The sequence below is a fragment of the Variovorax sp. GW821-FHT06D12 genome (assembly GCF_059419205.1).
In genome coordinates this window covers 378,073-404,888 of record NZ_JBWKRI010000007.1, presented here as the reverse complement: position 1 = coordinate 404,888, position 26,816 = coordinate 378,073, and the positions used below count along the sequence as shown (strand labels likewise).

The following is a 26,816-nucleotide window of genomic DNA, read 5'->3' as shown; positions in this document are numbered from 1 at the left end:
TCGATGATGTCGGCGACGCTGCGTTGCTGGAAGACCTGGCTGCGCCCTTGCTGGGTGGCCAGCCAGAGCCAGGGCACGAGCGTCAGGCGGTAGCGGGCCAGGCCGCCGTCGGCGCCCAGCGATTCGACGGCGCGGATCAGGCCGGTGCGTCGGCCCACGGAGCCGTCGGCCAGCACGGTGACCAACGTCAGCGGCTGGTCGATCAGCGAAGAAAGCGCCAAGTCCGCACGCAGGCTCAGGCACACGATGCGCAACTCGAACAACTGCGACACCGCCTCGCGCTGCACCCAGCCTTCCACGCGCAGGGCGTCGATGCTCTCGCGGGCGGCACTGTTGGAGGACGACGAAGCACTCGGCGCTTCGAGGCGATACAGCCGCGCCGTCTGGCTCAGCTCGGCCCACAGGGCGCTGCGGTCAGCGGAAGGCATCGGGAATTCGCTCAGGTTCGGATGCTCAAGGCTTGCAAGGTGCGCCCGGTTTGCAGTCCGCCGTTGCGGCAGTGGCCTGCGCCGACGGTGCGGGGTCGGAGGTCTTGCTGCGCTTGAGCAGCGCGGTCAGCAGATCGGTGTCGGGATCGGGCCCCTTCGGCCGTGCTGCCGTCTGCGCGAGGTCGGTGCGCGCGGCGGGCTTCGTTACCTTGCTGGTGTTGGCAGCGGTCTTGACCGGCTTGCCGTTCGCGGCCGTGCGCACGGGCTTCTTCGAGCCCGACGCGATGCGCTCCGGTTTCTTTGCAGCAACGGCGCTGGCCTTGCTGTCGGCGCCTGCCTTCTTTGCGGGGGAGGCCGCCGCAACGCGCGCAGGCTTCGCGGCCGGCGGCACGGCCATGGGCTGCGCACCGATGGCTGCGAACGGCGTGGAGGCCTGTGGTTGTTGCTGTTGCTGCTGTGGTGCCGGCGGCGGCGTGCTGTCGCCTTCGATGATGCGTGCGGGCGTGGGCTCCGGTGCCGCGGCTGCAACGGGCGCGTCGGGCTTCGGTGGTTCCTTGGCGACAGGCGCTGCAACCGGCGCAGGCGTTGCTGCCGCCACGGTCGTGGCTGCCGCATCCGCGCGCTTCGATTGCAGGTGGTAGGTCGTGGCACCCGCCGCACCGAGCAGCACTGCGAGCGAAGCCCACACGCCGGGCCGTGCGAAGAAGGAGCGCGCGCCGCTCTCGCGGCCACCGAACTGTGCGAGCACCCGCGTGGATTCGCCTCCGGGTGCGGCGGTCGATGTGGCCGCGGTGGGTGCGTTCGAACCGAGCAGGCTCGGTCGGTCCTTGTGGGCGTCTGGCGCGCCCATCATGGATGGGTGGTCCGGCTGGCTGCGGGCATGTGATTTCTCCCCTCGGCTTTATGTGGCGTGATCAACGCGATATCGCAATTGGGATGCAACAAGGTGCTGCGTGCGATGGGTTCAAATTTTTAAGCGACTCATACAATTGAGTGGCTCTCATTGAACACCGTTGATCTTCTTCACTCTCTTTTGTTATTTTGCCTTGATGGTGGCAGCACTTGCCATCTTCTTGTTCCCTTCTTTTCGTGACCGTGTGTTGCGAGCGACGGTCTCCATTTCTACTGCTATTGCATTCTTTTTTATTGGAATAGGACGCCGTCTTGGTTTTGTGTCCGAAGCAAGTTTTCAGTTGATGCGCGACAGCGGCTCAGGAGTGCGTACTTTTGCCGTAAGGCATCGCTATCTATTGCTGTCGGGCATGGGCCTGCTTATCGTGCCGGTGTTGTTAAGTGTGACTTTCGGAAGTGGCCGGGTTCTGTTCTTCGACGACTGGGCCGCCACAAGCGACCCGAAGATCGAGGCCTTGCTCAAGGGCGAGCAGCTGGTGCCGCCACAGCCGTTGCCGCCCGAGGTGTTTGCCACCGCAGAGGTCGAGCAGATTCGTCCGCTCACGAAAGAAGGCAGTCGGGACTGGGCTGTTCTCGATGTGGACTTTCGTAATCGTTTGCTGCTCGTCTACAAGATCATGAAAGAAAAGCACGGCTACGACCTCGCATTGCTCGAGGGTTATCGCAGCCCCGAACGACAAGCCAAACTCGCTGCATTGGGCAATACAGTGACCATGGCGAAGGCCAATCAAAGCTATCATCAGTATGGACTTGCGGCAGACAACGCGTTCTATCGCAATGGCAAGCTGGTGATCTCTGAAAAAGATCCATGGGCCATGGAAGGCTATCGCCTCTATGGCGAAGCGGCCGAGTCCGTGGGCTTGGTCTGGGGTGGTCGATGGTCCTTCAGGGACTACGGTCACGTGGAGTACCGCAAGCCGGGATTTAAATTGTCACGCAACTGAATGCCGAGACGACATCTGTCGCACCGGCACACCACGAGGCAATCAAGGGGGAGAGTTCAAATGGGTGAGGATCAACCCGAGGCGGACAACGACCGCCCGTGGATCGTTCTGCATGACAAGACCGACCACGGTGGCTTCGTGATCACCGCATCCGAAAACACGCACATCGATGAACGGCGCGTGGCGCGCATCGGCGACATGGTGTCGTGCCCGCGGCCCGGCCATGGCATCAACCCCATCGTGACGGGCAGCGAATGCGTGTCGATCGATGGCCGTCGCGTGGCGCGCCACGGCGACCGGGCGGCCTGCGGTTGCAGGCTGCTGTCCAGCCAGATCGCTTCCGCGTCCGAATGACGGCGGTGTCTCCTTCTTCGGCTGCAGGCATGGCATGCGGTCACGCGACCGCGTGGGCCGCTGCCATCGCCATTGCGTGACGCAAGCGTTCGAAAACCCCGGATGCTGTCGCGACTGATCAAGCCCGTGCTCCTGGCCTGCGCCGTGTTCATCACGGTGTGGGTGCTCGTGATCGTCTACTGGCAGTACACGGCGCGCATGCCGAGCACGAGCGACATCGTGCTCTACCTCGTGGTGCTGCCGCTCGCGCTGATGCTCTTCTATGTGGTGCTGCGCCGCATCTTCACGGCCGCGCCCGCTGCCGCGTTGCCCGTAACTGGGGCGACAGTGGCCGCAGGCGCCGCGGCCTCATCGAATGCCGTAGCAACCGAGGCTTCGCAGGAGCGCCTGCAGATGGCCGTGCTCGCCTTCGCCCTTCGCACGCCGCGCGGCAGCGATGCCGACACGGTGGCCACGGCGATCGGCCAGGCGCAGACGCCCGAGCTCGTTCCCGAACTGCGTGACGGCGAAGGCTTCCCCGTCATCGCGGGCCGCGTCGATGGCATCGACGAGAACGAGCTGCGCGAGCACCTGCGCGAAAGCCTGCAACCCGCTGGCGAAGCTTTCGATATCGACGCGCTGCCCGACGACCGGCTGCGCGCCATCCACCTGATGTCCGACGTGCTGCAGGAGCTGCTGGGTTCCGCGGCCGAGGCGATCGCCAACGCGGGCGATGCGCTCGCGGTGCGCGCGCCCGGGCGCTTCGTGTCCAGCGGCGGCGTCATCCCGGGGCCGGCGGCGGCGCCGCAGCTGAACCTCTCGCTGCTGTTGCCGGGTGCATGGAGCGAGAGCGAACGCGCGATCGCCACGCAGTGGGTGCAGCAGCGCGTGCGCGAGGGCGATGCCTCGCAGCGCTGGCTCGTCGACTGCTTCAAGAGCGAAGACGGCGTGTCGGCCATGGCGCTGCTCGACCGCATCAGCCTGTCGCTGCATCGCGAGCAAAGGCCCGCGCTGTGGATCGCGCTGGCGGCCGACTCCTCGGTGTCTGAAGCCAGCATCGCGCGCTGGGAGGCCGACGGCCTGCTGTACACCGCCACGCGCCGCAAGGGCCGCGTGCCCGGCGAAGCCGCCGCGGGCCTGCTGCTCGTGCGCGCCGGCGATGCACTGCTGGCACCGGCCGAGGCCGTGCGCCTGTCGCGCAGCGCAAGCGGCCAGCGCGAGGCCTCGGCCGACACGGCACGCACGCCCGATGCCAGCCTGCTCGATCGCTTCGCCCAACATCTGATGGCTACGTCGGCTCTCGAGACCGCCCAGGTCGACTGGGTCGTGAGCGACGCCGACCACCGCACCAGCCGCGTCACCGAAGTGGCCAAGCTTGTGCAGGAGCGGCTGCCGCACGTGCCCTTCGAAAACAACCTCTCCGTCTGCGCCACCCTGGGTCACCTGGGGGCCGCGGCCGACATGAGCGCCGTCGTGCTCGCGTGCCACCTGGCCGCGCGCGATGCACGGCATGTGCTCGCCATTTCCGTGCAGGACGCGCTCGCGCGGACGGCCCTCCTGGCTGGCCCGGCGAGCCCCGCGTCACCCGCTACTTAAACAGGACCGATTCCAGAAACTTCTATGCGGCGATTCTTCAGTTTCCTGGCCGATCCGCGCACCTTGTCGGTGATCGGCGCCATCGCGCTCGGCGCGTTCCTGCTGCTCGGGGCGCAGACGCTCGAGGTCGGCGCGATCTGGGCCGTCGGCATCTTCGTGGTGCTGCTGCTGTTGTGGCTGCTCGTGTGGTTCGTGCGGCGCATGCGCACGCGCGCGGCCAACCGCAAGCTCGGCGACATGCTCGAGGACCAGGCCGATGCCGCCGTGCGCGACAGCGACCCCGAGCGCAAGGCCGAGATCGACGAGCTGCGCGGGCGCATGGTCGAGGCGGTCAAGACCATCAAGACCTCGAAGATCGGCCAGATGTCGGGCAGCGAGGCACTGTACGAGCTGCCCTGGTACATGGTCATCGGCAACCCGGCCGCGGGCAAGAGCAGCGCCATCCTGAACTCGGGCCTGCAGTTCCCGTTCGCCGACAAGGGCAACGCGGTGATCCAGGGCATCGGCGGCACGCGCAACTGCGACTGGTTCTTCACCACCGAAGGCATCGTGCTCGACACGGCGGGGCGTTACTCGATTCACCAGGAAGACCGCAAGGAGTGGTTCGGCTTCCTCGACCTGCTCAAGAAGTACCGGCCGAAGGCGCCCATCAACGGCATCATCATCACGGCCAGCATTCCCGAGCTGATCGGCAGCCGACCCGACTTCGCGATCCAGCTCGCCAAGAACCTGCGCCAGCGCATGCAGGAACTCACCGAGCGGCTCGAGGTGTTCGCGCCGGTGTACGTGATGTTCACCAAGGCCGACCTGATCACCGGCTTTGCCGAGTTCTTCGGCGACAGCGACAAGATGGAGCGCGACCGCGTGTGGGGCGCCTCGCTGCCTTACGACGGCGACGAGAAGCAGGACGCCGTGGCGCTGTTCGACAAGCGCTTCGACGAGCTCTACATGGGCCTGAAGGAAATCAGCGTCTCGCACTTCGCGAACCACCGCAGCAGCGACCCGTCGCCCGAGTTGCTGATCTTTCCGCTCGAGTTCGCGGCCATCAAGCCCGCGCTGCGCGCCTTCCTGGCCACGCTGTTCGAGAGCAACCCCTTCCAGCACAAGCCGGTGTTCCGCGGCTTCTACTTCACCAGCGCCTTGCAAGAGGGCACGATGCGCAGCCTGTCGACCGAGCGCATCGCCAAGCGCTTCGGTCTCACGCTGAGCAACGCGGCCACCAAGTCCAAGGAAATCTATTCGCAGAACGGGTTCTTCCTGCGCGACCTGTTCTCCAAGGTGATCTTTGCCGACAAGAGGACGGTGCGGCAGTTCTCCAGCCCCGTGAAGGCGCGCGTGCGCTACGTGAGCTTCTTCGCCTTCGTCGCCGTGCTGGGCCTCCTGCTCGGCGGCTGGACCTGGTCGTACCTCGGCAACCGCCAGCTGGTGGAGAACGTGCAGGCCGACCTCGACAAGGTGGTCAAGCTGCAGGCCAGCGACAACGGCCTGCGCACGCGCTTCGAGGCGCTGGGCATCCTGCAGGACCGCATCGAGCAGCTCGAGAAATTCCGCAACGACCGGCCGCTGTCGCTGTCGCTGGGCCTGTACCAGGGCAATCAGCTCGAGGACAAGCTGGTGGCCGAGTACTACGGCGGCGTGAAGCAGCTCATGCTCGCGCCGGTGTCGGACAACCTGCAGGCCTTCCTGCGCGAGGTGAACGCGCACCCCGACCGCCTGAAGCGCGCCGACGCGGTGGCCGCACTGACGGGCGGCACGGCGCCCGCGCCGTTGCCGGTCGCAGGTGCCACGACCACCACGGCACCCGCCGCAGCGCCGGAAGGCGGCGGCCTGTATGCCGGCTCCTCGCCGGCCGATGTGCAGGACGCCTACAACGCGCTCAAGACCTACCTCATGCTGTCCGACAAGCGGCAGGTGGAAACGGCGCACCTCACCGACCAGATCTCGCGCTTCTGGCGCGGCTGGCTCGAGAGCAACCGTGGCGACATGCCGCGCGCGGCGGTCATCCGCGATGCCGAGCGCATGATCACCTTCTACCTGCGCCGCGTGGGCGACGACAACTGGCCCGCGCTGGCCGACACCAACCTGGCGCTGGTCGAGCAGACGCGCGACAACCTGCGCCGCGTGGTGCGCGGCATGCCGGCGCGCGAACGCGTGTACGCCGAGATCAAGGCGCGCGCCTCCACGCGCTTCGCGCCGATGACCGTGGCGCGCATCCTCGGGGCCACGGCCAGCAGCGCCGAAGCCGAAGGCACCCTTGCCGGCAGCGTCGCCATCTCGGGCGCGTTCACGCGCGAGGCCTGGCAGCAGTACGTCGACGATGCGATCCGCGACGCCGCGAACAAGGAAACCTCCAGCAAGGACTGGGTGCTCAACGTCGCCGGCAACGACGACCTGACGCTCGAAGGCAGCCCGGAGCAGATCCGCAAGACGCTGGCCACCATGTACAAGCTGGAGTACGCCAAGGAGTGGCAGCGCTTCCTGCAGGGCATCGCGGTGAAGGACATGGGCAGCTTCGAGCAGGCCGTGGTGGCGATGAACCAGCTGGGCGATCCGCAGAACTCGCCGATCCGCAAGGTCTTCGACACCGTGTACGACCAGACCTCGTGGGACAACCCCTCGCTGGTCAACGCCGGCCTGCAGCAGGCGCGCACCGGCGCCTTCAACTGGTTCAAGCGCCTCTTCAGCCGCGCCACGCCGTCGCAGGTGAACGTGAACGTCGACCTCAACGGCGGCGCCACGGAAATCCCGATGGGCCCGATCGGGCGCGAGTTCGCGGGCGTGGCGCGCCTGGTGGTCGAGCGCGACAACACCTCGCTGCTGCGCGGCTACCTGGGCACGTTGTCCAAGCTGCGCGGGCGCTTCAACCAGATCAAGAACCAGGGCGACCCCGGTCCGGGCGCGCGCCAGCTCATGCAGCAGACGCTGGAAGGCAACGGCTCCGAGCTGGCCGACGCGCTCAAGTACGTCGACGAGCAGATGCTCACCGGCATGGACGCCGCGCAGCGCCAGGCGCTGCGCCCGCTGCTCGTGCGGCCGCTGCTGCAGGCCTACGCGGTGACGGTGCAGCCGACGGCGGTGGAGGTCAACAAGATCTGGAGCGCGCAGGTGCACCAGCCGTTCCAGCAGTCGCTGGCCACCAAGTACCCGTTCTCGGCGAGCGCGAAGATCGAGGCTTCGCCGGCGGAAATCGCGCAGTTCTTCGGGCCTGAAGGCGCCATCGGCAAGTTCGTGACGACCACGCTGGGCTCGCTGGTGATCCGCCGCGGCGACCTGCTGTCGCCGCGCGCCTGGGGCGACCAGGGCCTCACGCTGAGCCCCGATTTCGTGAACGGCTTCGCGCAGTGGGTGGCGCCGCTGTCGGGTGGTGCCGCGGCCGGGGCCGGCGGCAGCGCGCAGCCGCAGACGCTGTTCCAGATCCTGCCGCAGCCCGTGTCGGGCCTGACGGAATACATGGTCGAGATCGACGGCCAGCAGCTGCGCTACCGCAACACGCCGCCGCAGTGGTCCAACTTCGTCTGGCCCAACGCACAGGGCACGCCGGGCGCGAAGATCACCGCCGTCACCTTCGACGGGCGCACGGTCGAGCTGATCAACGAGCCGGGCAACTTCGGCCTGGAGCGCCTGCTCAGCACGGCGCAGCGCACCAAGTTGCCCGACGGCAGCTTCGAGCTCACGTGGGCGCGCGACAACGCGAGCGTGACCGTCAAGCTGCGCGTGATCCAGAACACGCAGTCGGCCGGTTCGGGCGGCGATTCGCCGCAGGGCAAGGGCCTGCGCGGCACGGTGCTGCCGTCGACGGTCGCGGAGATCGGTGTGCCGCGCGCAGCAGCACCCGCAGCGGTTCAGGCACCGGCCCAGACGCCGGTGCAGGCAGGGGGAGCAGGCAAATGAGCGCGCCACAACAGCTGTGCTACTTCGGCAAGTTGCCCGGACGCGGCGACTTCGTGAAGGGCCTGTACAACCCGCAGCTCATCAAGGTGTTCGACCACTGGCTGTCGCAGACCATGGAGATGCTGTCGGAAGACCCGCGCTGGAAGCTGATCTACGACAACGCGGCGCCGATGCACTTCGTGTGCCTGGGCTCGCGCAGCCGCGTCGCCATTGCGGGGCACGTGCGCCCCAGCCGCGACGAGTCGTCGCGCCGCTACCCGTTCCTGGCGGCCACCTCGGTGGACGTGGACGAGGCGCTCGACTTCATGCGCGGCGCGCCGATGCTCATCGGCCCCTACTGGGACCGCATGGCGGTGCAGGTGCAGTCGCTGGCGGCCGGCACCGACCTGGACAACGAGCTGAAGAAGTTCGAGGCCATCGACCCGGCCATCGAGACGGGCTTCAAGAAGTCGGCCTCGCGCGCCACCTATGCGGCGTTCACGCGCGACACCAGCCTGCTGCGCATCGAGCAGATGCTCAACTTCGACGGCCACAAGGTGTCGCTGCGCCGCGCCATCCTGGCGCTGGGCCTGCTGCTGCAGCCGGTGATGGCCAGCGCGGTGTCGCACCTGGAAAAGGGGCTCACGCTGCCGCTGCCGCGCGACCCGGTCGATCGCTCGCTGATCGCCACCTTCTGGCTCGAGATGGTGTCGCAGTTTCTGGCCAAGGCCGACTTCGAGCTGGTGCTGCTGGTCACCGAGATCGACGGCCGGTCGCGGCTGGTGATCGGCTTCAACGGCCTGTCGCCGCGCAGCCTGCAAAGCGTGCTGCATCCGCAGGTCTACACCGAGCACAACATCGACATCGACAACCCGGAGTGGGTCGAGGACACCATCCACAGCAACTACGCGATGTTCAAGCTGGTGAGCTACCTCGACCAGCCGCAGCTGCCGCTGGACATCGTGCTCACCGCCTTTCGCGAAGTCTTCATCGGGGAATGACACGGTCATGAATTGTTCTTTGCGCGTTCTCGTGCTGTCCATGGCCTGCGGGCTCGCGCTCGTGCCGGCCGTGCAGGCCCAGCAACCACAACAACCCGCCGCAGGCGCCACCGCCGCGCGCGTCGAGACCACGCCCGCGGCCGTCGGCAAGGGCGAGCCGGTCGTGGCTGGCGGGCAGGTGCCCGACGAAGCCACGCGCATCGCCGTCATCGAGGCGCTGCGCCGCGTCTACGGGCCCAGCGGCGTGATCGACAAGATCGAGGTGGTGAACACCGTCAGCATGCCGGCCAACTGGAGCGCCAACGTGCAGCGGCTGATCACGCCCTCGCTCAAGGACATCCACCGCGGCCAGCTCCAGATCGAGGGCACGCAGATGGCGCTCAGCGGCGAGGTCGGCAACGAGGCGCTGCGCCAGAAGATCGTGAGCGACATGGCGAACTCGCTCAACCCGACCTACACCATCAAGAACAGCCTGCGCGTGCCCGCGTCGGAGCAGATCGCGGTCGACCAGGTGCTGGGCAACCGCACCATCGAGTTCGAACTGGGCAGCGCCACGCTCACGGGCAAGGGCCGCGCCATCCTCGACGAGATGGCGCCGATCCTGCAGAAGCTCACGAACAAGTCGGTGGCGGTGGTGGGCCACACCGACAACGCCGGCAACCGCACGTCGAACCTGGCGCTGAGCCAGTCGCGTGCCGAATCGGTCAAGGGCTACCTGGTGGGCAAGGGCATCGACCCGATGACGCTCACGACCTCGGGCGTGGGCCCGGACCAGCCGGTGGCGAGCAACGCGACCGACGAGGGGCGTTCGCGCAACCGGCGCATCGAGTTCCGGGTGGGACGCTAAAGAAAAAGGCCCGCAACGCGGGCCTTTTTTCTGTCGCTCAGCGCGCAGTCAACGCGACTCGTCGTCGCCCTTGGGCAGATCGAGCAGGTCCACCAGCTGCGCCAGCTCCTGCTCGTTCTTGATCACGTTGCGCAGCCAGGCATGCAGCGGCATGTCGGCCCAGCGCGCGGCCTTGTTCGCCATGTAGGCGGCCGGGCTCGAGGGCTCGGTCTGCTCGAAATACGCTGCCACTTCCTTGAGCTGCGCGATGGCCTGCGCGCGGCTGTGGATGCCGGGTGGCAGCGCGGCGGGCACATGCACCGCCGCGTGGTAGGTGGGAGATGAATGGGGCATGGCGGCGTCGAAGACGGGTTCGATGCGGGTCGGGGCAGCCGGTGCGCTGGCGGCCGGTGCAGCGGCGGTGGCTTGCTGCGCCGCGCCGTTGTCGATCGGCACGCCGGCCTCGCGCGCGAAGCGCTCGACGGCCTGGCGGATGGCGGCGGCCGCGTCCTTCGCGGCGCGAAAGCTCGGGCCGTTGGAGGCGGTGCGTTCGTCGAACACGGCCTCGAATTCGGCCAGCGCCTGCTCGCAGGCCTGCACGTCACGGTGCGTCTTCTGCAGGAACTTCGCGGGCGTGGCGCGGCGCAGGCGGTCGAACTGCTCGAGCGTCACCTTGTTGCGCTGCAGCTCGTCGGCCTGCGCCGGCGTGCGGCGGATGGCCTGGTCGAGCGCCAGCGCGGTCTCCCACACCAGCGCGCTGTGGCCGGTGTGGCCGTCGCTCACGATGGGCGCGCGCTGCAGCAGCTCGACCGAGCGCGAGATCAGCCAGGTGACGGTGCCGATGCGCATCTCGATGTCGCCGCCCTCGGGCTGCGGATGCAGTTCGTCCCAGTACTGGCGGCACAGGCCGCTGAGCAGGCGGTAGCCGTCGGCCAGCCCCTCGAAGCCGCGCTGGCTGGCCAGCGCGTCGGTGAGCCACACGCCCAGCCGCAGGTCCTTGGTGGACGCGCGCAGCAGCTTCTCGCACTCCGAAATCACGAAGGGCCAGTTGGCCTCCTTCAGCTCGATGACCCATTCGCCCTGTTCGAGCGAGGGATCGTCGTGCTTGCGCGCTTCCTGGATGGCGTCGAACTCGCGCGAGAACAGCATGTCCTCGCCGCAGGGCTTGGCCTCCGAGATCGGGGCCAGCAGGGCCGCGAGGTCGAGGCGGTTCGTCGCGGCCGTGGTCATGGCAGCGAGATCGTCAGGTTGGCCTGGCGCGGGCCGAGCTTCACGATGTCCTGGTAGCTCGCGAGCGCACCCTGCGTGGTGCTGCCCAGGTGCGCCGACAGGCCGATGAAGCCCAGCAACCCGATGAGCGCGAACAGCGCGGCCACCACCCACTGCGGCGCCTCGCGCTTGAGCGAGTGCGAGATGAGGTCGGGCAGCGGCCAGTGCGGCGCGAAGGGCGTGCGCTTGCCGCGCGCGTTGGCGATCTCGTCGCCCACGCGGGCCGTGAGGTAGGCCAGCTTCTCGGTGCCGTCGATGGCGTACTTGCCCTGGAAGCCCAGCAGCAGGCACATGTAGAACACCTCGAGCGTCTGGATGCGCGCGGCGCCGTGGGCCCGCTCGACCTCGAGCATGTTGAAGAAGTTCTCGCCCGCCAGCTGGTCGCCGAACAGCGTGAGCTGCAGCGGCCGGCGCTCCCATTCGGAGCGGATGGCGAACTCGGGCGCCGAGAGCACGAACTCGTCGACCGTGGCGCAGAAGGCGTACTTGGCCGCGTGGATCTGCTCGGCCGTGGCGTCGAGCTTGCGCGCGTTGCGCTCGAACTCGCTCAGGTAGTTGCGGATGCCCGTGAGGAACTGCTCGGTGGTGGCCGGCTGCTGTTTCTTCTTCAGCAGGAACAGCATCACGAAGCCGTCGTACAGCAGGTCGAGCAGGCTCGAGTCGGCGTCGGGCGCCACGCCGGCCGGCGTGAACGAGGCGGGCGGCGCATCGGCACCCAGCAGGGAAGGGGCCTTGTTGAGGGTGGTGGTGTTCATACGATCGGGCGGGTGATCAGCCGGTCACGGCGATCAGTTCGAGTTGCATGTCGGGGATGCCGGCCGGCGCATAGATGGTGACGCTCTGCGCCTGCAGCATGCGGTCGTACAGCTGGCTCTTGCTGTCGATGGAGAAGTAGCAGGCGCCCGCGCGGATCGGAATGGCCGGCGGCACCTGCGGCGCGTAGACGATGCGCACGCCCGGCATGGCCGAGAGCACCAGCTTGTCGACGTCTTCGGGCGCGCCGATCTTGAAACGCTGCGGCACCACCTCGGCCAGCTCGGCGGCCGGCATGCTGGCGGTGACCGACATGTAGAACACGGTCTTCTCGTCGATCTTTCCGGAATCGAGGCGCCCCAGGTAGAAGGCGTTGCGCGTCTCGGTGAGCGCAATGGCGAAGTAGCGCGTGGAGATGACGGTGTCGAGCAGGTCGCGCACGATGCGGTCGAGCTCGGCGAAGGCCGGGCCGGGCTTTTCGTGGTCGTACACCGGCAGGTCGTTCAGCGAGTAGGTCTTGGCGAACGTCATCAGCGCGCCGGCCAGGCTCAGCAGTTCCTGGAACAGCCGCTCCGGGTGCAGCGACGGGTGATGGAACAGGTGCGAGAGCGAGGCGAACGCCGAGTTGGCCGTGTGCAGCAGCCAGAACGAGGCGATGTCGCCCGAGCGGAACTCGATGATGTTCTTGCTCGGCTCGCGGTGGATGCCGTACAGCGAATTGACCTTGGCCTGCAGCACGTCGAGCAGCCGGCGCAGCTGCTGGAACACGGTGGGCGAGGCGTCGATGCTGGTGCACGGCGGCACGAAGCTGCGGTCGATCTCGAAGCCGCCCGCGGCGGTGCGGCGGATGCGGATCACCGGGATCGACACGAACTGCTCGCGCGGCTCGGTGTCGGCCAGGAGCTTCACGCTCTTGCGCAGGAACACCACCTCGGCGCTCACGGCGTTGGTGTACAGGTCGAGCGACTGCGTCGCGTCGCTGGTGTAGCGCGCGGCAAAGCCTTCCTCGTTGGGGTCGGTGTAGTTCTTGCCGAGCTCCTTCACCGGGTGCAGCACGAGGTAGAAGGTGATCTCGTTCTGGCCCGGGCTCAGCGTGTCCAGCGAGATGGGCGGAGGCAGCGCGTCGGCCTGTGGCGCCGCGTAGGGTTCACCGTCGGGGAACACCAGCGACAGCTGCGAGGCGCGCAGCATGCCGCTGGCCAGCGCATCGAGGTCGAAGCTGATGGAGCGCACGCCCCAGAAGTACGGATGCAGCGTCTGCGCCGTGGCGCGCAGGCGCGCCTCGTGGTACGCGTCTTGGCGCTGGAAATGCTGGGGGCGTAGAAACAAGCCCTCTCCCCAGAGGACCTTGGCTGCATAGCTCACGTCGGATCAACTCCCCACAATTTTTTTTGAATGTATCGCATCGTCGTGTCGACTTGAACGGCCCCGCCGTCGCTGCAGATCAGGCGGGCGAGGGCCGGCAAGTCACCGGCCCCAACAGGTTGAGCGCGCCCGTGGGGGCCGCGCCTTGTGCGTTCTGCTGGCCCACCACCGCGCCTGTCGTGACGGTGAGCGCGCAGGCATGCGCGCCCATCACGATGCCGGTTTTTTCGGCGTCCGCGGCGTTGAAGGCGAAGCGCCAGCGCTGCGCATCGGGCGAGTGGAACAGCACCACCACGGCCACCGCGTTGGCGGTGCGCGGAACCATCTCGGTCCAGGTGTATTGCTGGTCGGGAATGAGCGTGATCTCGCGGGTCTCGACGAGGTCGTCGCCCAGCTGCGTCTTGTCGCGTCCCGGCGTGACGAAGGCGTCGAAGGACGACTGGTAGAAGCCCGTCGTTTCCTTCAGCTTGTAGATGCGCATCACCACGGACAGCGGGCGGTTGCGGCCGTCGGCGTTGAGGTTCTTGCCCGCGGCGATCGACATCGTCACCTTGCGCGGGGGCTTTTGCGACTCGGGCAGCTCGGGCTTCTTCAGTCCGCTCGCCTCGAGCGCGATGTTGGCGATCGTGAGGGCCGGCGAGCTGCACCCGCCGAGCATCAACGCGGCCAGCAGCGCGCCAGATGTAATTAATATTTTCATTAAAAGCGAGTCGTAACAATATTTCGATGGACCAAATAGGATTAACCGATTTCGAAAATGACTTTCGATTAGGAAATTAGCATTAATCCGCCCCCGTCATTTGCCATCCACGCGGCTGTAGTATCGTGTATTGTTATTGTCAACGGTCGCAATTTAATGAATGATTGCGGCCTGCTAAAAAGTCAGATCAGGGGGGAATGTGTCGATTCGAAAAATCATGTCGCGCACGATGATTGCCGGTGCCATTGCGAGCACCGTCTTTTTGTCGGCCTGTACCACCACGCCGGACGCGGCCGTTGCCCAGGCCACCGCGGCCTACAACAAGAGCCTGGCCGAGGTCGATGCCGCCGCGGCAGCCGCCACCGGCGACAAGGCGCCCGTCATCCGCCAGTACCAGCAACTCGCCACCGACAACCCGACCCGCGGTGAGCCGTGGTCGCGCATCGCGCAGATCTACTTCAACGAAGGCCGCTACAGCCTGGCCATCTCGGCCGCCGAGGAGTCGCTGCGCCGCGACCCCTCCAGCCGGCAGGCCAAGAGCATCACCGCCGTGGGCGGCCTGCGCCTGGCGGCCCGCTCCATCGAGGACCTGGGCAAGGACAGCAGCCTGAGCGGCGACGCCAACGCCGACGCCTACCGCCTGGCCGCGCTGCTGCGCGAAACCCTGGGCCTGTCGGTCCTGGTGCCCGCCGGCCCCGAAGCCAAGCCGGCACCCACGCGCCGCGCCGCGGCCCCCAGCCCGGCACCCGCGCCCTCGTTGTCATCGGCTGCCGCGCCGACCCCGGTCGCCGCCGCACGGCCCGCCCCGGTCGCCGCGCCGCGCCCGGCACCTGCCGCGCCCGCCCCGCGCGCGGGTGGCGGCAATCCATTTGACGCACTCAAGTAATTGTCCGGTTTTTGAATTGGTTTTTTTAAACCAATGTATTAACGAATGGGCGTGCGATCTGGAAATAGGTCGTACAACTTTTTAATTCGTTTCTCAGTCCTATTGCGAAGGTATTGAAGCTTATGGCGACCAAAAGACAGAGCGTGCAGAAGCGTCTCCAAAAAGTGCGCCCGCCGCGCGTGCAACTCACGTACGACGTGGAACTCGGTGACGCCATCGAGAAAAAGGAATTGCCTTTCGTCGTCGGCGTGATCGCCGACCTGGCGGGCCAGTCCGAGGTCGAGCAGCCCAAGCTCAAGGACCGCAAGTTCGTCAACATCGACCGCGACAACATGGACGACGTCATGAAGGGCGTGGCCCCGCGTGCCGCCTTCCAGGTGCCGAACAAGCTGGACGGGCGCGGCGGCAGCTTCGGCGTCGACCTCACCTTCAACTCGATGGACGCCTTCTCGCCCGAAGCCGTCGTCGAGCAGATCGAGCCGCTCAAGCGCCTGCTCGACGCGCGCACCAAGCTGGCCGACCTGCGCAACAAGATGGCCGGCAACAGCAAGCTCGAAGACCTGCTGGCCGACGTGCTGAACAACACCGAGCAACTCCAGCGCCTGGGACAGAGCGCCGGCAAGAAGGACGAAAGCTGAACATGACTGCGCAAGCACTTTCGGCATCGAGCGGTGCCGCTTCGTCCGAGGCCACGGTCGACCTGCTCGACCAGATCGTCGAGAAGAGCAAGGTCGCCAAGTCCGACGTGGAACACACGCGCACCAAGGACCTCATCGGCGAACTCGTCAGCCAGGTCCTCGAAGGCTCGGTGATCGTCTCCGACAACGTGTCGGCCATGATCGACGCGCGCGTGGCCGACCTGGACGCGCTCATCTCCGCCCAGCTCAGCGCCGTGATGCACGCGCCCGAGTTCCAGAAGCTGGAGAGCACCTGGCGCGGCCTGGAGTACCTGGTCAAGGAAACGCCGACCGGCACCATGCTCAAGATCAAGGTCATCAACGCCACCAAGCGCGACCTGATCCGCGACTTCAAGGCCGCCGTCGAGTTCGACCAGAGCGCGATGTTCAAGAAGGTCTACGAAGAAGAGTTCGGCACCTTCGGCGGTGCGCCGTTCGGCGCGCTGGTGGGCGACTTCGACGTCACGCGCCAGCCCGAAGACATGTACTTCCTGGACCAGATGGCGCACGTGGCGGCCGCCGCGCACGCGCCCTTCATCGGCGCGGCCTCGCCCGAGCTGCTGGGCCTGGAAAGCTTTGCCGACCTGGGCAAGCCGCGCGACATGGCCAAGGTGTTCGACACCGTCGAGTACGCCAAGTGGAAGTCGTTCCGCGATTCGGAAGACTCGCGCTACGTCGGCCTCACGCTGCCGCGCTTCCTCGGGCGCCTGCCCTACCACCCGCGCGAAGGCACGGTGGTCGACAGCTTCAACTTCGTCGAAGACGTCGACGGCACCGACCACGCCAAGTACCTCTGGTGCAACGCCGCCTGGGCCTTCGCCACGCGCCTGACGGCCGCGTTCGACGACTTCGGCTGGTGCGCGGCCATCCGCGGTGTCGAAGGCGGTGGCCTGGTCGAAGACCTGCCCACGCACACCTTCAAGACCGACGAGGGCGAGATCGCCCTGAAGTGCCCGACCGAGATTGCCATCACCGACCGGCGCGAAAAGGAGCTCAGCGACCTGGGCTTCATTCCGCTCGTGCACTGCAAGAACTCCGACTACGCGGCGTTCTTCGGCGCACAGTCGTTGCAGAAGGCCAAGAAGTACAACACCGACAGCGCCAACGCCAACGCGGTGCTCTCGGCGCAGCTGCAGTACATCTTCTCGGTGTCGCGCATCGCGCACTACCTCAAGGCCATGATGCGCGACAAGATCGGCAGCTTTGCCTCGGCGCACAACGTCGAACAGTTCCTGAACCGCTGGATCGCGCAGTACGTGCTGCTCGACGACAACGCGACGCAGGAACAGAAGGCCCAGTTCCCGCTGCGCGAAGCCGCCATCCAGGTCGGCGAAGTGCCCGGGCGGCCCGGCGTGTACCGCGCGGTCGCGTTCCTGCGCCCGCACTTCCAGCTGGATGAACTGTCTATTTCACTGCGCTTGGTCGCCGATCTGCCGAAGTCAGTGAATAAGTAAGGAGGCAGATCGGGTGCGCGGCCGAGGGGCCGTGCTGCAACACGTTAACTGTCAGTAATCAATCAATCAAGAAGGGGAAGAAACATGAAAGATATCTACGTCAAGTTCGGCAGCCCGGCCATCAACGGCGAGTCGCAGGACAAGGACCACAAGGACTGGATCGAAGTCAGCTCGTGGCAGCACAGCATCGTGCAACCGCGCTCGGCCACCGCGTCGACCGCCGGCGGCCACACCGCCGAGCGCTGCGAGCACGGCGAGATGATCTTCACGAAGGACATGGACGTCGTCAGCCCGCTGCTGTACCAGCACGCGTCGGGCGGCACCACCTTCGACGAGGTGACGGTGCAGTTCTACCGTGCCGACGGCGAAGGCAAGCGCGTGCAGTACATGGAGATCAAGCTCAAGTACGTGCTGATCGCCAGCGTGAACCCGAAGGTCGTGAGCACCGACGTGGCCAGCGTGCCGAGCGAGACCTTCTCGCTGAAGTACGCCGCCGTGCAGTGGAAGTACACGCAGCAGAAGATCGGCGGCAACCAGGGCGGCAACTCGCAAGGCGCCTGGAGCCTCACGAAGAACGACAAGACCTACTCGGTCTGACGCCAGTCGGGCAATGACGACCGCGGCGCAGGCCGCGGTTTCTTTTTGGCGCCGCGCCCCTCGCGCAGCGCCCTGCCCGTTGTCCGACGCGAGAGACAGGGAGTGACCCATGACAGGATTCGAACCGGGCCTGCTCGACAAGCTGTTCGATGACGACTGGCGCGGGCCGGCTTCGCCGGTGTTGCGGCATTTGTCGCTTGACGAGGTCAAGAACGTGGTCGCACGCGACCTCGAATCCCTGCTCAACACGCGCATGGTCTTCGACGACGCCAAGCTCCAGGCCTACCCCGAGTGCCGGCGTTCCGTCATGACCTACGGTCTGAGCGATTTCTCGGGCCTGAGCCTGGCCAGCCACTACGACCGCTCGTTCATCTGCCGCTCGCTGGAGCAGGCCATCGCCCGCCACGAGTCGCGCCTGCGCGATGTCTCGGTGTCGCTCGAGGTCGACGGCCAGGCCAGCACCCACATGCTCTATTTCGGAATCACCGCCCTGCTCGTGCTGCCAGAGCTGGCCGAGCCGGTGAACTTCGACGCCATGCTGCAGCCCACGACGCTGCAGTACTCCATCACCCGCGGCACCGGCAAGAGCCGGTACGCCTAGCGCCACGATCCGCGCACACGACGCACACCATGGACGAGTTGCTGCCCTTCTACGAACGCGAGCTGGCCTTCCTGCGCGGCTACTCGCAGGAGTTCGCCAAGGGCTACCCGAAGATCGCCGCACGCCTGGCCATCTCGGCCGACGCCAGCGAAGACCCGCACGTCGAACGCATGATCCAGTCGTTCGCGCTGCTCACGGCCCGCATCAGCAAGAAGCTCGACGACGACTACCCCGAGCTCACCGAAGCGCTGCTCGAGGTGATGTACCCGCACTACCTGCGGCCCTTTCCGTCGTGCTCCATCGCGCAGTTCGACGCCGGCGGCGCGGCGCTCGCCAAGCTCAGCAAGCCCGTCACCATCGCGCGCGGCACCGAGCTCACCTCGCAGCCGGTGCGCGGCGGCGCCTGCCGCTTTCGCAGCGTGTACGACGTCACGCTGGCGGCAGTTCAGGTGTCGAACGTGGTCTACCACTCGGTGGTCAACGCGCCCGCGCAGGCCTCGCTGCCGCGCAACGCCACGGGCTGCCTGTCGGTCACGCTCGAGGCCACCGGCGAGCAGAAGTCGCTCGGCACCCTGGCGCTCACGCTGGCGCGCCTGCGTACCTTCATCGACGCCGAGCCCTCGCTGGCCACGGCGCTGGCCGACGCCATCTTCCTGAAGACGGCCGCCGTCTTCGTGGAGCCCGAGCGCAGCGGCAAGTGGACGCTGGTGCAGGGCGAGGCGCTGCACCCGGTCGGCTTCGAGGAGGCCGATGCGCTCATCGAACTGCCGGCGCGCTCGCACCCGGCCTACCGTTTGCTCAGCGAGTACTTCGCGTTCCCCGAGAAGTTCAACTTCGTCGACATCGACCTGGCGAACGCGCTGCGCCACATCGGCTCGTGCCGCTCGATCACGCTGCACCTGGTGATGACCGGCGTGCGCGCCGATTCGCCCACGGCGCGGCTGCTCGAGGGCGTGTCCAGCCGCAACCTGCGCCTGGGCTGCACGCCCGTCATCAACCTCTTCAAGCAGCGCAGCGACCCGATCCGCGTCACGCACGCCGCCGCCGCCTACCCGGTGGTGGCCGATGCGCGCCGCGCCTTCGGCTTCGAGGTCTACAGCATCGACTCGGTCAAGCTCGTGAAGCAGACCGCCGAGGGCGACGCCTACATCGAGTTCCGGCCCTTCTACTCGCTGCACCACGGCGAGCATCCGAAGGAGGCCGAGCACTACTGGTTTGCGCGGCGCAACGAACTCGTGGCGCAGCGCAGCCCGGGCTACGAGACCGAGCTTTCGATCGTCGACATCGACTTCCAGCCCTCGCTGCCGCAGACCGAAACGCTGAGCATCGACCTCACCTGCACCAACCGCGACCTGCCGCATTCGCTGGCCTTCGGCCTGCCCGGCGGCGACCTGTTCATCGAGGGCAACTCGGTGGCGCGCTCGATCCGCATGCTGCGCCGCCCGACGCAGACGCTGCGCATGCCGCGCGGCAAGGGCGTGCAGTGGCGGCTGGTGTCGCACCTGTCGCTCAACCACCTGTCGCTGGCCACCAGCGGGCTGCCGGCGTTGAAGGAAATGCTGCGGCTGTACGACCTGGGCCGCTCGGCCGTGTCGGCGCGGCAGATCGAGGCCATCACCGCGATCGAGCAGCAGGCCACCACCCAGTGGTTGCCGGGCAAGCCCTTCGCGACCTTCGTGCGCGGCATCGAGCTCAGGCTCACGGTCGACGAGACCGGCTTCGTGGGCAGCAGCCTGCAGGCCTTTGCCCGCGTGATGGACCATTTCTTCGGTCTCTATGTGCACCTGAACAGCTTCACCCAGCTGGTGATCGTTTCGGCGCGCGACAAGGAGGAGCTGGTGCGATGCAAGCCCCGCAGCGGCGAATCGATCCTCCTGTAGCCGAAAGGCTGCTGCGCGAACCCTACCGCTTCGAGTTTTTCCAGGCGGTGCGGCTGATCGAGCTCATGCTGCTCAAGCGGCAGGAGCGCGACGTGCACCAGCGCCTGGTGCCCGGCGAGCGCATGGTGCCGCGCTGGGTGCGCTTTCGCAGCTCCACGAGCCTGAACTTCCCGCCCAGCGAGATCGAGGCGCTGGCGGTGCGCGACGCCGTGGGCGAGCTGATGTCGGGCGCGCAGCTGTGCGAGCCGCCGCTGCCGCATGAGGACGAGCACGGCCTGAGCCGCATCGAACTCACGCCCGCCTCGTTCGGCATGCTGGGCGTGTCGGGCGCCCTGCCCATCGTCTACACCGAGATGCTGATGCGCCGCGAGCAGCATCTGCGCGACAGCTCGGCGCGTGCCTTTCTCGACGTGTTCAGCAACCGCGCTGCCGCGCTCTTCTATGCCGCCTGGCGCAAGTACCGCCTGCCGCTGCACTACGAGCACGAGCGCAGCCGCGCCTACCTGCCGGTGCTGCTGTCGATGGCCGGGCTGGAGCACACGGCGCAGCGCGACCCGCTGACCGACGGCACGGGCACCGTGTTCGACGAGACCGTGGCCGGCTACGCCGCCGCCGTGCGCCACCGGCCGATGTCGGCGGCGTACCTGCAGCGCGTGCTGTCCGATTACTTCCGCAGCCACATCCGCATCGAGCAGTTCCTGGGCAAGTGGTACGACATGCCCGTGCAGCAGCGCTCCAGGCTGGGCGAGGGCAACGTGAGCCTGGGCCAGAACGCGATGGCGGGCGAGCGCATCTGGCAGCGCGACCTGCGCATCCGCCTGTGGATCGGCCCGCTCAAGCGCAGCGCGCTGCGCGAGTTCTTTCCGGGCCGCGCGCACGCGAAGGCGCTCGAAAAGATGCTGGCGCTGCTGGCCGGCGTGACCTGCGAATACGAAGTGCGCCTGATCCTGGCGCGCGAAGAAGTGGCCGCCGTGCAACTCAGCGACAGCGGCGGCAGCCACCTCGGCTGGGACAGCTTCATCACCACCCGCGAGGCCGAGGGCGACCGCAGCGACACGCAGTACGAGCTTCAGCCCCTGCAGTGACCTTTCAACGAACACGACCGACAGAACAACACCACCGCTCATGAGCACCTCGCTGAAGACACTGATCACCAAGCTCAACGCCAGCGCCCGCATGGCCACGCAGCGCGCCGCCAACCTGTGCCTGGCCCACGGCCACTACGAGGTCGACCTGGAGCACCTGTTCCTGGCGCTGCTGGAGCAGACCGACAACGACCTCGCGCGCGTGCTGCGTGCCAACCGCATCAGCGCCACCGCGATCCAGTCGGACCTGGAGCGCGAGATCCAGACCTTCAAGAACGGCAACACGCGCACGCCGGTGTTCTCGCAGCACCTGCAGCAGCTGTTCCAGCAGGCGTGGCTGCTCGCCTCGCTCGACGCACATGCGGCGCAGATCCGCTCGGGCCACCTGCTGCTCGCGCTGCTCACGCAGCCCGACCTCGCACAGCTCGCGCAGCGCGGCTCGCCGCTGTTCGCGAAGATCCGCCTCGAAGACCTGAAGCACGACTTCGACAAGCTCACCGACGGGTCGAGCGAAGCGGCCGAGGCCGGCGCATCGGGCGCGGCCACCGAGGGCGACGCGCAGCAACCGGCGGCCGACCCGCTGGCCGCGGGCGTGCCGGGCAAGACGCCCGCGCTCGACCAGTTCACCACCAACCTCACGCAGCGCGCGAAAGATGGCGCGCTCGACCCCGTCATCGGCCGCGACACCGAGATCCGCCAGGTCATCGACATCCTGATGCGCCGGCGCCAGAACAACCCCATCCTCACGGGCGAGGCCGGCGTCGGCAAGACGGCCGTGGTCGAAGGGCTGGCACTGCGCATCGCCGCGCAGGACGTGCCCGAGTCGCTGCGCGCCGTGGCGCTGCACACGCTGGACATGGGCCTCTTGCAAGCCGGCGCGAGCGTGAAGGGCGAGTTCGAGAACCGCCTGAAGAACGTGATCGCCGAAGTCAAGAAGAGCCCGCACCCGATCGTGCTGTTCATCGACGAGGCCCACACCATGATCGGCGCGGGCGGCCAGGCCGGGCAGAGCGATGCTGCCAATCTGCTCAAGCCGGCGCTCGCGCGCGGCGAGCTGCGCACCATCGCCGCCACCACCTGGGGCGAGTACAAGAAGTACTTCGAGAAGGACGCGGCACTCGCGCGGCGCTTCCAGGTCGTGAAGGTCGAAGAGCCCAGCGAGACGCTGGCCGCCGCCATGCTGCGCGGCATGGTGCCGCTGATGGAGAAGCACTTCAACATCCGCGTGCTCGACGAAGCCATCACCGAGGCCGTGCGCCTGTCGCACCGCTACATCAGCGGACGGCAGCTGCCCGACAAGGCGGTGAGCGTGCTCGACACCGCGTGCGCGAAAGTCGCGCTGGGCCAGAGCGCAACGCCGGCGTTGATCGAGGAAGCGAACCGCGGCCTCGAACGCATCGAGGCCGAGAGCGCCGCGCTGGTGCGCGACACCGCGGCCGGCGGGCGCCATGAAGCGCGCCTGGCCGAACTGGCGGAAAAGAAGAGCGCACTGCAGGCCGAGCTGGCCGCGAGCCAGCAACGCCTGGCCGAAGAGAACGCGCTGGTCGAACGCATCCGCGCGCTGCGTGCACAACGCGACGAGTCGGCCGCGCAGCAGCCCGAGGCCGCACCCGCCGTGGCGGAGAAAGCGCCGGCCCGCGCCGCCAGCCGCAAGAAAACCGCTGCCACTGCCGACCCCGCGCGCGACGAACTCGATGCCCTGCTGGCCGAACTGCGCGCACTGCAAGGCACCACGCCGATGGTGCCGCTGCAGGTCGACGGCCACGTCGTCGCCGAGATCGTCTCGGCCTGGACCGGCGTGCCGCTGGGCCGCATGGTCAAGGACGAGATCAAGACCGTGCGCAGCCTCGACACCCTGCTGGCCGAGCGCGTCATCGGCCAGGACCATGCACTCGCCGCCGTGGCCCAGCGCGTGCGCACCGCGAGCGCGCGCCTGGAAGACCCCAACAAGCCGCGCGGCGTGTTCATGTTCGTCGGCCCCTCGGGCGTCGGCAAGACCGAGACCGCGCTCGCGCTGGCCGACATCCTGTATGGCGGCGAGAAGAAGCTCATCACCATCAACATGAGCGAGTACCAGGAGGCGCACAGCGTCTCGGGCCTGAAGGGCTCGCCGCCCGGTTATGTGGGCTATGGCGAAGGCGGTGTGCTCACCGAGGCCGTGCGCCGCCAGCCCTACAGCGTGGTGCTGCTCGACGAGGTCGAGAAGGCCCACCCCGACGTGCTCGAGATGTTCTTCCAGGTGTTCGACAAGGGCATGATGGACGACGCCGAAGGCCGAGAGATCGACTTCCGCAACACGTTGATCATCCTCACCTCGAACATCGGTTCGTCGCAGATCATGCAGGCCTGCCTGAACAAGGCCGACGACGAGCGCCCCGCGCCCGACGCGCTGGCCGAGGCGCTGCGCCCCGTGCTCATGAAGGCCTTCAAGCCGGCCTTCCTGGGCCGCATGAAGGTGGCGCCGTTCTATCCGATCACCGATGCGGTGCTCGAGCAGATCATCGCGCTCAAGCTCGGGCGCATCCGCGACCGCATCGCGACCAACCACAAGGCCGTGTTCGAGTGGGACGACGCGCTGGTCGAGGCCGTGCTGGCGCGCTGCACCGAGGTCGACTCGGGCGCGCGCAACGTCGACCACATCCTCAACGGCACCTTGCTGCCCGAGATTGCCGAGGCCGTGCTCACGCGCATGGCCGACGAGACGCCGCTGGCCAAGATCAAGGCCAGCTGCGGCAAGGGCGGCGAGTTCCGCTACCGGATCACCTAGGCGCAGCCGCCGCGCGTGCCCACGGGAGAACAAGAACAATGACGACGACCTTCACATCGGCCTCGCTCGGCGGCCTCATGCGCGCGGGCACCACGCAGCGCGATCGCCTGCTGGTGCTGCACACGCCGCTGGGCGAGAACAAGCTGCTGGCCGAGCGCCTGGACGGCGTGGAGTGCATCGACGGCGGCGGCTTTCGCTTCGAACTCACCGCGCTGAGCGACGACGCGCACATCGAACTCAAGAGCCTCATCGGCCAGGGCGTGCGGCTCGATCTGCAGACCGCGCAAAGCCGCACCGAACTGCGCCCCTTCCATGGCCATGTGAGCGAGGCCGAGTGCGTGTCGAGCAACGGCGGCATGGCGCGCTACCGGCTCGTCATCGAGCCGTGGATCGCCTTCCTGCGGTATCGCCAGGACAGCTGCCTGTTCCAGCACCAGAACGTGTTCGACATCGTCGATGCCGTGTTCGGTCGTTACCAGAGCCAGGGCCAGCTCGCGCCGCAGTGGCGCTGGGAGATCGCCCAGCGCGACATCTACCCCGTGCGCGGCATCACCACCCAGTACCAGGAGAGCGACTTCGACTTCGTCGCGCGGCTGCTCGCCGAAGAGGGCCTGTGCTACTGGTTCGAACACGCCACGGGCAAGGACGGTGCGCTGGGCAATCACACGCTCGTCATCGCCGACCACAACGGTGCCTTCCGCGCCAACGCGCAAGCCACCATCCGCTTCCACCGTGCTGATGCCAGCGAGCGCGAGGACACCATCCAGCAGTGGCGCGGCCATCGCCAGCTGCAGACCAACAGCCTCGCGCAGCAAAGCTGGGACTACAAGAGCGTGAACGCACGCCCCGTGCAGCAGCAAAGCCGCGCCGCGGGCCAGCGCACCCTGCACTGGAGCGACGACCCCGGCGCCTACGGCTGGGAGACCTCCGCGCAGGGGGAGCGCCTGCTCGCCAACGCCCTGCAGGCGCTGGAGCTGCGCAACAAGCGCTTCGAAGGCCGCAGCGCCGTGCGCACCCTGGCGCCCGCCACCACCTTCACCCTGAACGGGCACGAACAGCACGACAAGGACAGCGAGCAGGACCGCCGCTTCGCCGTGCTCGCCGTGCGCCACATCGCGCGCAACAACTTCGACGAAGACCTGAAGACCGGCATCGGCGAGCGGCTGGGCCTGCCCGACATCGCCACCGTGTTCGACAGCGGCAACGGCGATACGACCGCAGACGCCGTCACCCACTACCGCAATGAATTCACCACCGTGCGCGCGGCCATCCCCTACCGGCCGCTGAGCCTGGACGGCCACGGCCAGCGCATCCATCCCAAGCCCAGCGTGCACGGCAGCCAGAGCGCCATCGTCATCGGCGTGGGCGGCGCCGATGCGCCCGTGCACACCGACCGCGACCACCGCATCAAGGTGCAGTTCCACTGGCAGCGCGGCAGTGCGTCGAGCGCGCGCCAGTCGCGCACCGACGGCCAGGACAACGCGCCCGCCGCCGACCGCCTCGGCGCCTGGGTGCGCGTGGCCGCCAGCGCCGCCGGCGACAACTGGGGCCAGATGAGCCTGCCGCGCGTGGGCCAGGAAGTGCTGGTGGAATTCCACCACGGCGACATCGACCGCCCCGTGGTCGTCGCCGCGTTGTACAACGGCGCCGGCCAGGTCGACGCGCAGCACAACCAGAAGCCCGCGGGTGCCGCCCAGTCCACCGGCAACGCGCCGGCGTGGTTCGCCGGCGAAGGCAAGGGCGCCAAGGAGCACGCGCACAACGCCGTCTTCAGCGGCATCAAGACCCAGGAACTGAGCGCCAGCCAGAGCGGCGACGGGGGCTACAACCAGCTCGTCTTCGACGACACCCCCGGGCAGGGCAGCACCAGCCTGGCCACCACCCAGGCCAGCAGCCGCCTGCACCTGGGCCACCACAAGCAGCAGGACGACAACGCCCGCGGCAAGAGCCGCGGCCACGGCGCCGAACTGGCGACCACCGCGCAAGGCGCCATCCGCGCCGGCGCGGGCCTGCTCGTGAGCGCCTATGCCCAGCCGAACGCCAAGGGCGCGTTCATGGCGAGTCGCGAAGCGCAGCAGCAGACGAAACAGGCGGAAGAACTCGCTACCTCACTCGCCCAGAGTGCGCAGACGCAGAAGGCGCAGATCAAGGGTGAAGGCGCTCCTGGCGAACTGCCGGCGATTGCCGCGCTGAAGCATGTGGCCGAAGTGCTGGAGGCGAAGCAGGAAGGTGGTGCTGCGGCATCGGGCAGCAACGCTGGTTCAGGCGGCGGCGACATCAAGGCCACCGAAGGCGGCCACGGCAGCGTCACCGCGTACAGCGAGCCGCACCTGCAGTTCAGCGCGCCGATGGGCATCGGCTTCGTCACGCCGAAGGAAGTGATCGCCGTGAGCGGGCAGCACACCGCGATCGTCGCGAGCCAGGATGTCGACATGCCCGCGCAAGGGCAGATCGCGGTGAGCGTGGCCAAGGGGGTGAACCTGTACACAGTCGGGGCGAAGGCCGGTGAAGGCGGCGAGCCGAACCAGGAGCGTGGCATCGCGCTGCATGCGGCCAGCGGCAAGGTGAGCCTTCAGAGCCAGACCGGCGCCACGAAGATCGCGGCGGACAAGAAGGTGACGATCGCCAGCACGGCGAAGGACGTGGCCGTGGAGGCGCCGAAACACGTGCTGCTGACCAGCGCGGGGGCGTACATCAGGCTGGAAGGATCGAGCATCAAGATCCATGCGCCGGGGAAGGTGACGTTCAGGGGGATGCATAACTTCGTGGGGCCGCAAGGGGACAGCAGCAGCAACTCGCTCTCCGGCAGTGACCTGCAACCCTGCCCCAAACAAGACGACGCCGCGGCCAGCGGCGCCGTCGCCTTGTGAGG

The 26,816-nt window shown here is 67.5% G+C and carries 21 protein-coding genes; 15 read left to right on the top strand and 6 right to left on the bottom strand.

Going from position 1 to position 26,816, the window contains the following annotated elements:
* Together AC07SQ_RS23150 and AC07SQ_RS23145 are read right to left on the bottom strand one after the other, a co-directional pair.
* Positions 1–428 (bottom strand): contractile injection system protein, VgrG/Pvc8 family (locus AC07SQ_RS23150; RefSeq protein WP_495272921.1); only part of this gene is annotated, 428 nt, incomplete at its 3' end.
* A 25-nt stretch (positions 429–453) separates the two neighbouring features.
* Positions 454–1,281 carry a hypothetical protein gene (locus tag AC07SQ_RS23145; RefSeq protein WP_495272920.1) on the bottom strand — a complete coding sequence of 276 codons (828 nt, stop codon included), beginning with the start codon at positions 1,279–1,281 and terminating at the stop codon, positions 454–456.
* A 160-nt stretch (positions 1,282–1,441) separates the two neighbouring features.
* Here AC07SQ_RS23145 and AC07SQ_RS23140 point away from each other — a divergent pair, with 160 nt between their 5' ends.
* From AC07SQ_RS23140 to AC07SQ_RS23115, 6 genes are all read left to right on the top strand, one after another.
* Positions 1,442–2,284 (top strand): M15 family metallopeptidase, encoded by an 843-nt coding sequence (locus tag AC07SQ_RS23140; RefSeq protein WP_370681903.1) that lies wholly within the window; start codon positions 1,442–1,444, stop codon positions 2,282–2,284.
* Between the two features lie 60 nt (positions 2,285–2,344).
* Positions 2,345–2,638: a PAAR domain-containing protein gene (locus tag AC07SQ_RS23135; protein ID WP_489061284.1), complete on the top strand. Its 294-nt coding sequence runs from the start codon at positions 2,345–2,347 to the stop codon at positions 2,636–2,638.
* Positions 2,639–2,740: 102 nt separating this feature from the next.
* Positions 2,741–4,213, top strand: coding sequence for a hypothetical protein (locus tag AC07SQ_RS23130; protein ID WP_495272919.1), 1,473 nt, complete (start codon positions 2,741–2,743; stop codon positions 4,211–4,213).
* A gap of 24 nt (positions 4,214–4,237) precedes the next feature.
* Entirely contained in the window at positions 4,238–8,104 is a 3,867-nt protein-coding gene (gene tssM, locus AC07SQ_RS23125; RefSeq protein WP_495272918.1) for a type VI secretion system membrane subunit TssM, read from the top strand.
* Positions 8,101–9,084: a type VI secretion system-associated protein TagF gene (gene tagF, locus AC07SQ_RS23120; RefSeq protein WP_095950376.1), complete on the top strand. Its 984-nt coding sequence runs from the start codon at positions 8,101–8,103 to the stop codon at positions 9,082–9,084. The genes tssM and tagF overlap by 4 nt, the downstream gene beginning before the upstream one ends.
* 7 nt (positions 9,085–9,091) lie before the next feature.
* Positions 9,092–9,931, top strand: coding sequence for an OmpA family protein (locus tag AC07SQ_RS23115; protein ID WP_495272917.1), 840 nt, complete (start codon positions 9,092–9,094; stop codon positions 9,929–9,931).
* Positions 9,932–9,979: 48 nt separating this feature from the next.
* Here the strand turns inward: AC07SQ_RS23115 and tssA are convergent, their stop codons facing one another.
* From tssA to tssJ, 4 genes are all read right to left on the bottom strand, one after another.
* Positions 9,980–11,140 (bottom strand): type VI secretion system protein TssA, encoded by a 1,161-nt coding sequence (tssA, locus tag AC07SQ_RS23110; RefSeq protein ID WP_495272916.1) that lies wholly within the window; start codon positions 11,138–11,140, stop codon positions 9,980–9,982.
* A complete protein-coding gene (icmH, locus tag AC07SQ_RS23105) occupies positions 11,137–11,934 on the bottom strand; it encodes a type IVB secretion system protein IcmH/DotU (RefSeq protein WP_495272915.1) in 798 nt (265 codons plus the stop codon). The genes tssA and icmH overlap by 4 nt, the downstream gene beginning before the upstream one ends.
* 16 nt (positions 11,935–11,950) lie before the next feature.
* Positions 11,951–13,297 (bottom strand): type VI secretion system baseplate subunit TssK, encoded by a 1,347-nt coding sequence (gene tssK / locus AC07SQ_RS23100; protein ID WP_062481129.1) that lies wholly within the window; start codon positions 13,295–13,297, stop codon positions 11,951–11,953.
* Positions 13,298–13,376: 79 nt separating this feature from the next.
* Complete coding sequence (gene tssJ, locus AC07SQ_RS23095; protein WP_159274861.1) at positions 13,377–13,997, bottom strand: type VI secretion system lipoprotein TssJ; 621 nt, start codon at positions 13,995–13,997, stop codon at positions 13,377–13,379.
* A gap of 217 nt (positions 13,998–14,214) precedes the next feature.
* Between tssJ and AC07SQ_RS23090 the strand changes: the two genes are divergently transcribed.
* The 9 genes from AC07SQ_RS23090 to AC07SQ_RS23050 all read left to right on the top strand — a co-directional run bounded on the left by AC07SQ_RS23090 (position 14,215) and on the right by AC07SQ_RS23050 (position 26,814).
* The gene (locus tag AC07SQ_RS23090; protein ID WP_495272914.1) at positions 14,215–14,883 is read left to right on the top strand and encodes a tetratricopeptide repeat protein; all 669 of its coding nucleotides are present in this window, start codon (positions 14,215–14,217) and stop codon (positions 14,881–14,883) included.
* A gap of 122 nt (positions 14,884–15,005) precedes the next feature.
* Entirely contained in the window at positions 15,006–15,521 is a 516-nt protein-coding gene (gene tssB, locus AC07SQ_RS23085; RefSeq protein ID WP_070062960.1) for a type VI secretion system contractile sheath small subunit, read from the top strand.
* A gap of 2 nt (positions 15,522–15,523) precedes the next feature.
* Positions 15,524–17,014, top strand: coding sequence for a type VI secretion system contractile sheath large subunit (gene tssC, locus AC07SQ_RS23080; RefSeq protein WP_095747207.1), 1,491 nt, complete (start codon positions 15,524–15,526; stop codon positions 17,012–17,014).
* An 84-nt stretch (positions 17,015–17,098) separates the two neighbouring features.
* Positions 17,099–17,611, top strand: a complete 513-nt coding sequence (locus AC07SQ_RS23075) for an Hcp family type VI secretion system effector (protein WP_062474768.1) — start codon at positions 17,099–17,101, stop codon at positions 17,609–17,611.
* 109 nt (positions 17,612–17,720) lie between these two features.
* Positions 17,721–18,212 carry a type VI secretion system baseplate subunit TssE gene (gene tssE, locus AC07SQ_RS23070; RefSeq protein ID WP_062474770.1) on the top strand — a complete coding sequence of 164 codons (492 nt, stop codon included), beginning with the start codon at positions 17,721–17,723 and terminating at the stop codon, positions 18,210–18,212.
* A 29-nt stretch (positions 18,213–18,241) separates the two neighbouring features.
* On the top strand, positions 18,242–20,092 hold the full coding sequence (tssF, locus tag AC07SQ_RS23065; protein ID WP_095950380.1) for a type VI secretion system baseplate subunit TssF: 1,851 nt from the start codon (positions 18,242–18,244) through the stop codon (positions 20,090–20,092).
* Positions 20,056–21,177 (top strand): type VI secretion system baseplate subunit TssG, encoded by a 1,122-nt coding sequence (tssG, locus tag AC07SQ_RS23060; protein WP_159279609.1) that lies wholly within the window; start codon positions 20,056–20,058, stop codon positions 21,175–21,177. Before tssF ends, tssG begins: the two co-directional genes overlap by 37 nt.
* Before the next feature lie 40 nt (positions 21,178–21,217).
* Positions 21,218–23,944 carry a type VI secretion system ATPase TssH gene (gene tssH, locus AC07SQ_RS23055; protein ID WP_495272913.1) on the top strand — a complete coding sequence of 909 codons (2,727 nt, stop codon included), beginning with the start codon at positions 21,218–21,220 and terminating at the stop codon, positions 23,942–23,944.
* A gap of 38 nt (positions 23,945–23,982) precedes the next feature.
* Positions 23,983–26,814 (top strand): type VI secretion system Vgr family protein, encoded by a 2,832-nt coding sequence (locus AC07SQ_RS23050; RefSeq protein ID WP_495272912.1) that lies wholly within the window; start codon positions 23,983–23,985, stop codon positions 26,812–26,814.
* The last annotated feature ends 2 nt before the right edge of the window (positions 26,815–26,816 follow it).

Excerpts from the sequence above, each read along its gene's own strand:
- AC07SQ_RS23145 (WP_495272920.1), bottom strand. The coding sequence starts at position 1,281 with ATGATGGGCGCGCCAGACGCCCACAAGGACCGACCGAGCCTGCTCGGT.
- AC07SQ_RS23135 (WP_489061284.1), top strand. The coding sequence starts at position 2,345 with ATGGGTGAGGATCAACCCGAGGCGGACAACGACCGCCCGTGGATCGTT.
- AC07SQ_RS23130 (WP_495272919.1), top strand. The coding sequence starts at position 2,741 with ATGCTGTCGCGACTGATCAAGCCCGTGCTCCTGGCCTGCGCCGTGTTC.
- tssM (WP_495272918.1), top strand. The coding sequence starts at position 4,238 with ATGCGGCGATTCTTCAGTTTCCTGGCCGATCCGCGCACCTTGTCGGTG.
- tagF (WP_095950376.1), top strand. The coding sequence starts at position 8,101 with ATGAGCGCGCCACAACAGCTGTGCTACTTCGGCAAGTTGCCCGGACGC.
- AC07SQ_RS23115 (WP_495272917.1), top strand. The coding sequence starts at position 9,092 with ATGAATTGTTCTTTGCGCGTTCTCGTGCTGTCCATGGCCTGCGGGCTC.
- tssA (WP_495272916.1), bottom strand. The coding sequence starts at position 11,140 with ATGACCACGGCCGCGACGAACCGCCTCGACCTCGCGGCCCTGCTGGCC.
- icmH (WP_495272915.1), bottom strand. The coding sequence starts at position 11,934 with ATGAACACCACCACCCTCAACAAGGCCCCTTCCCTGCTGGGTGCCGAT.
- tssJ (WP_159274861.1), bottom strand. The coding sequence starts at position 13,997 with ATGAAAATATTAATTACATCTGGCGCGCTGCTGGCCGCGTTGATGCTC.
- AC07SQ_RS23090 (WP_495272914.1), top strand. The coding sequence starts at position 14,215 with ATGTCGCGCACGATGATTGCCGGTGCCATTGCGAGCACCGTCTTTTTG.
- tssB (WP_070062960.1), top strand. The coding sequence starts at position 15,006 with ATGGCGACCAAAAGACAGAGCGTGCAGAAGCGTCTCCAAAAAGTGCGC.
- tssC (WP_095747207.1), top strand. The coding sequence starts at position 15,524 with ATGACTGCGCAAGCACTTTCGGCATCGAGCGGTGCCGCTTCGTCCGAG.
- AC07SQ_RS23075 (WP_062474768.1), top strand. The coding sequence starts at position 17,099 with ATGAAAGATATCTACGTCAAGTTCGGCAGCCCGGCCATCAACGGCGAG.
- tssE (WP_062474770.1), top strand. The coding sequence starts at position 17,721 with ATGACAGGATTCGAACCGGGCCTGCTCGACAAGCTGTTCGATGACGAC.
- tssF (WP_095950380.1), top strand. The coding sequence starts at position 18,242 with ATGGACGAGTTGCTGCCCTTCTACGAACGCGAGCTGGCCTTCCTGCGC.
- tssG (WP_159279609.1), top strand. The coding sequence starts at position 20,056 with ATGCAAGCCCCGCAGCGGCGAATCGATCCTCCTGTAGCCGAAAGGCTG.
- tssH (WP_495272913.1), top strand. The coding sequence starts at position 21,218 with ATGAGCACCTCGCTGAAGACACTGATCACCAAGCTCAACGCCAGCGCC.
- AC07SQ_RS23050 (WP_495272912.1), top strand. The coding sequence starts at position 23,983 with ATGACGACGACCTTCACATCGGCCTCGCTCGGCGGCCTCATGCGCGCG.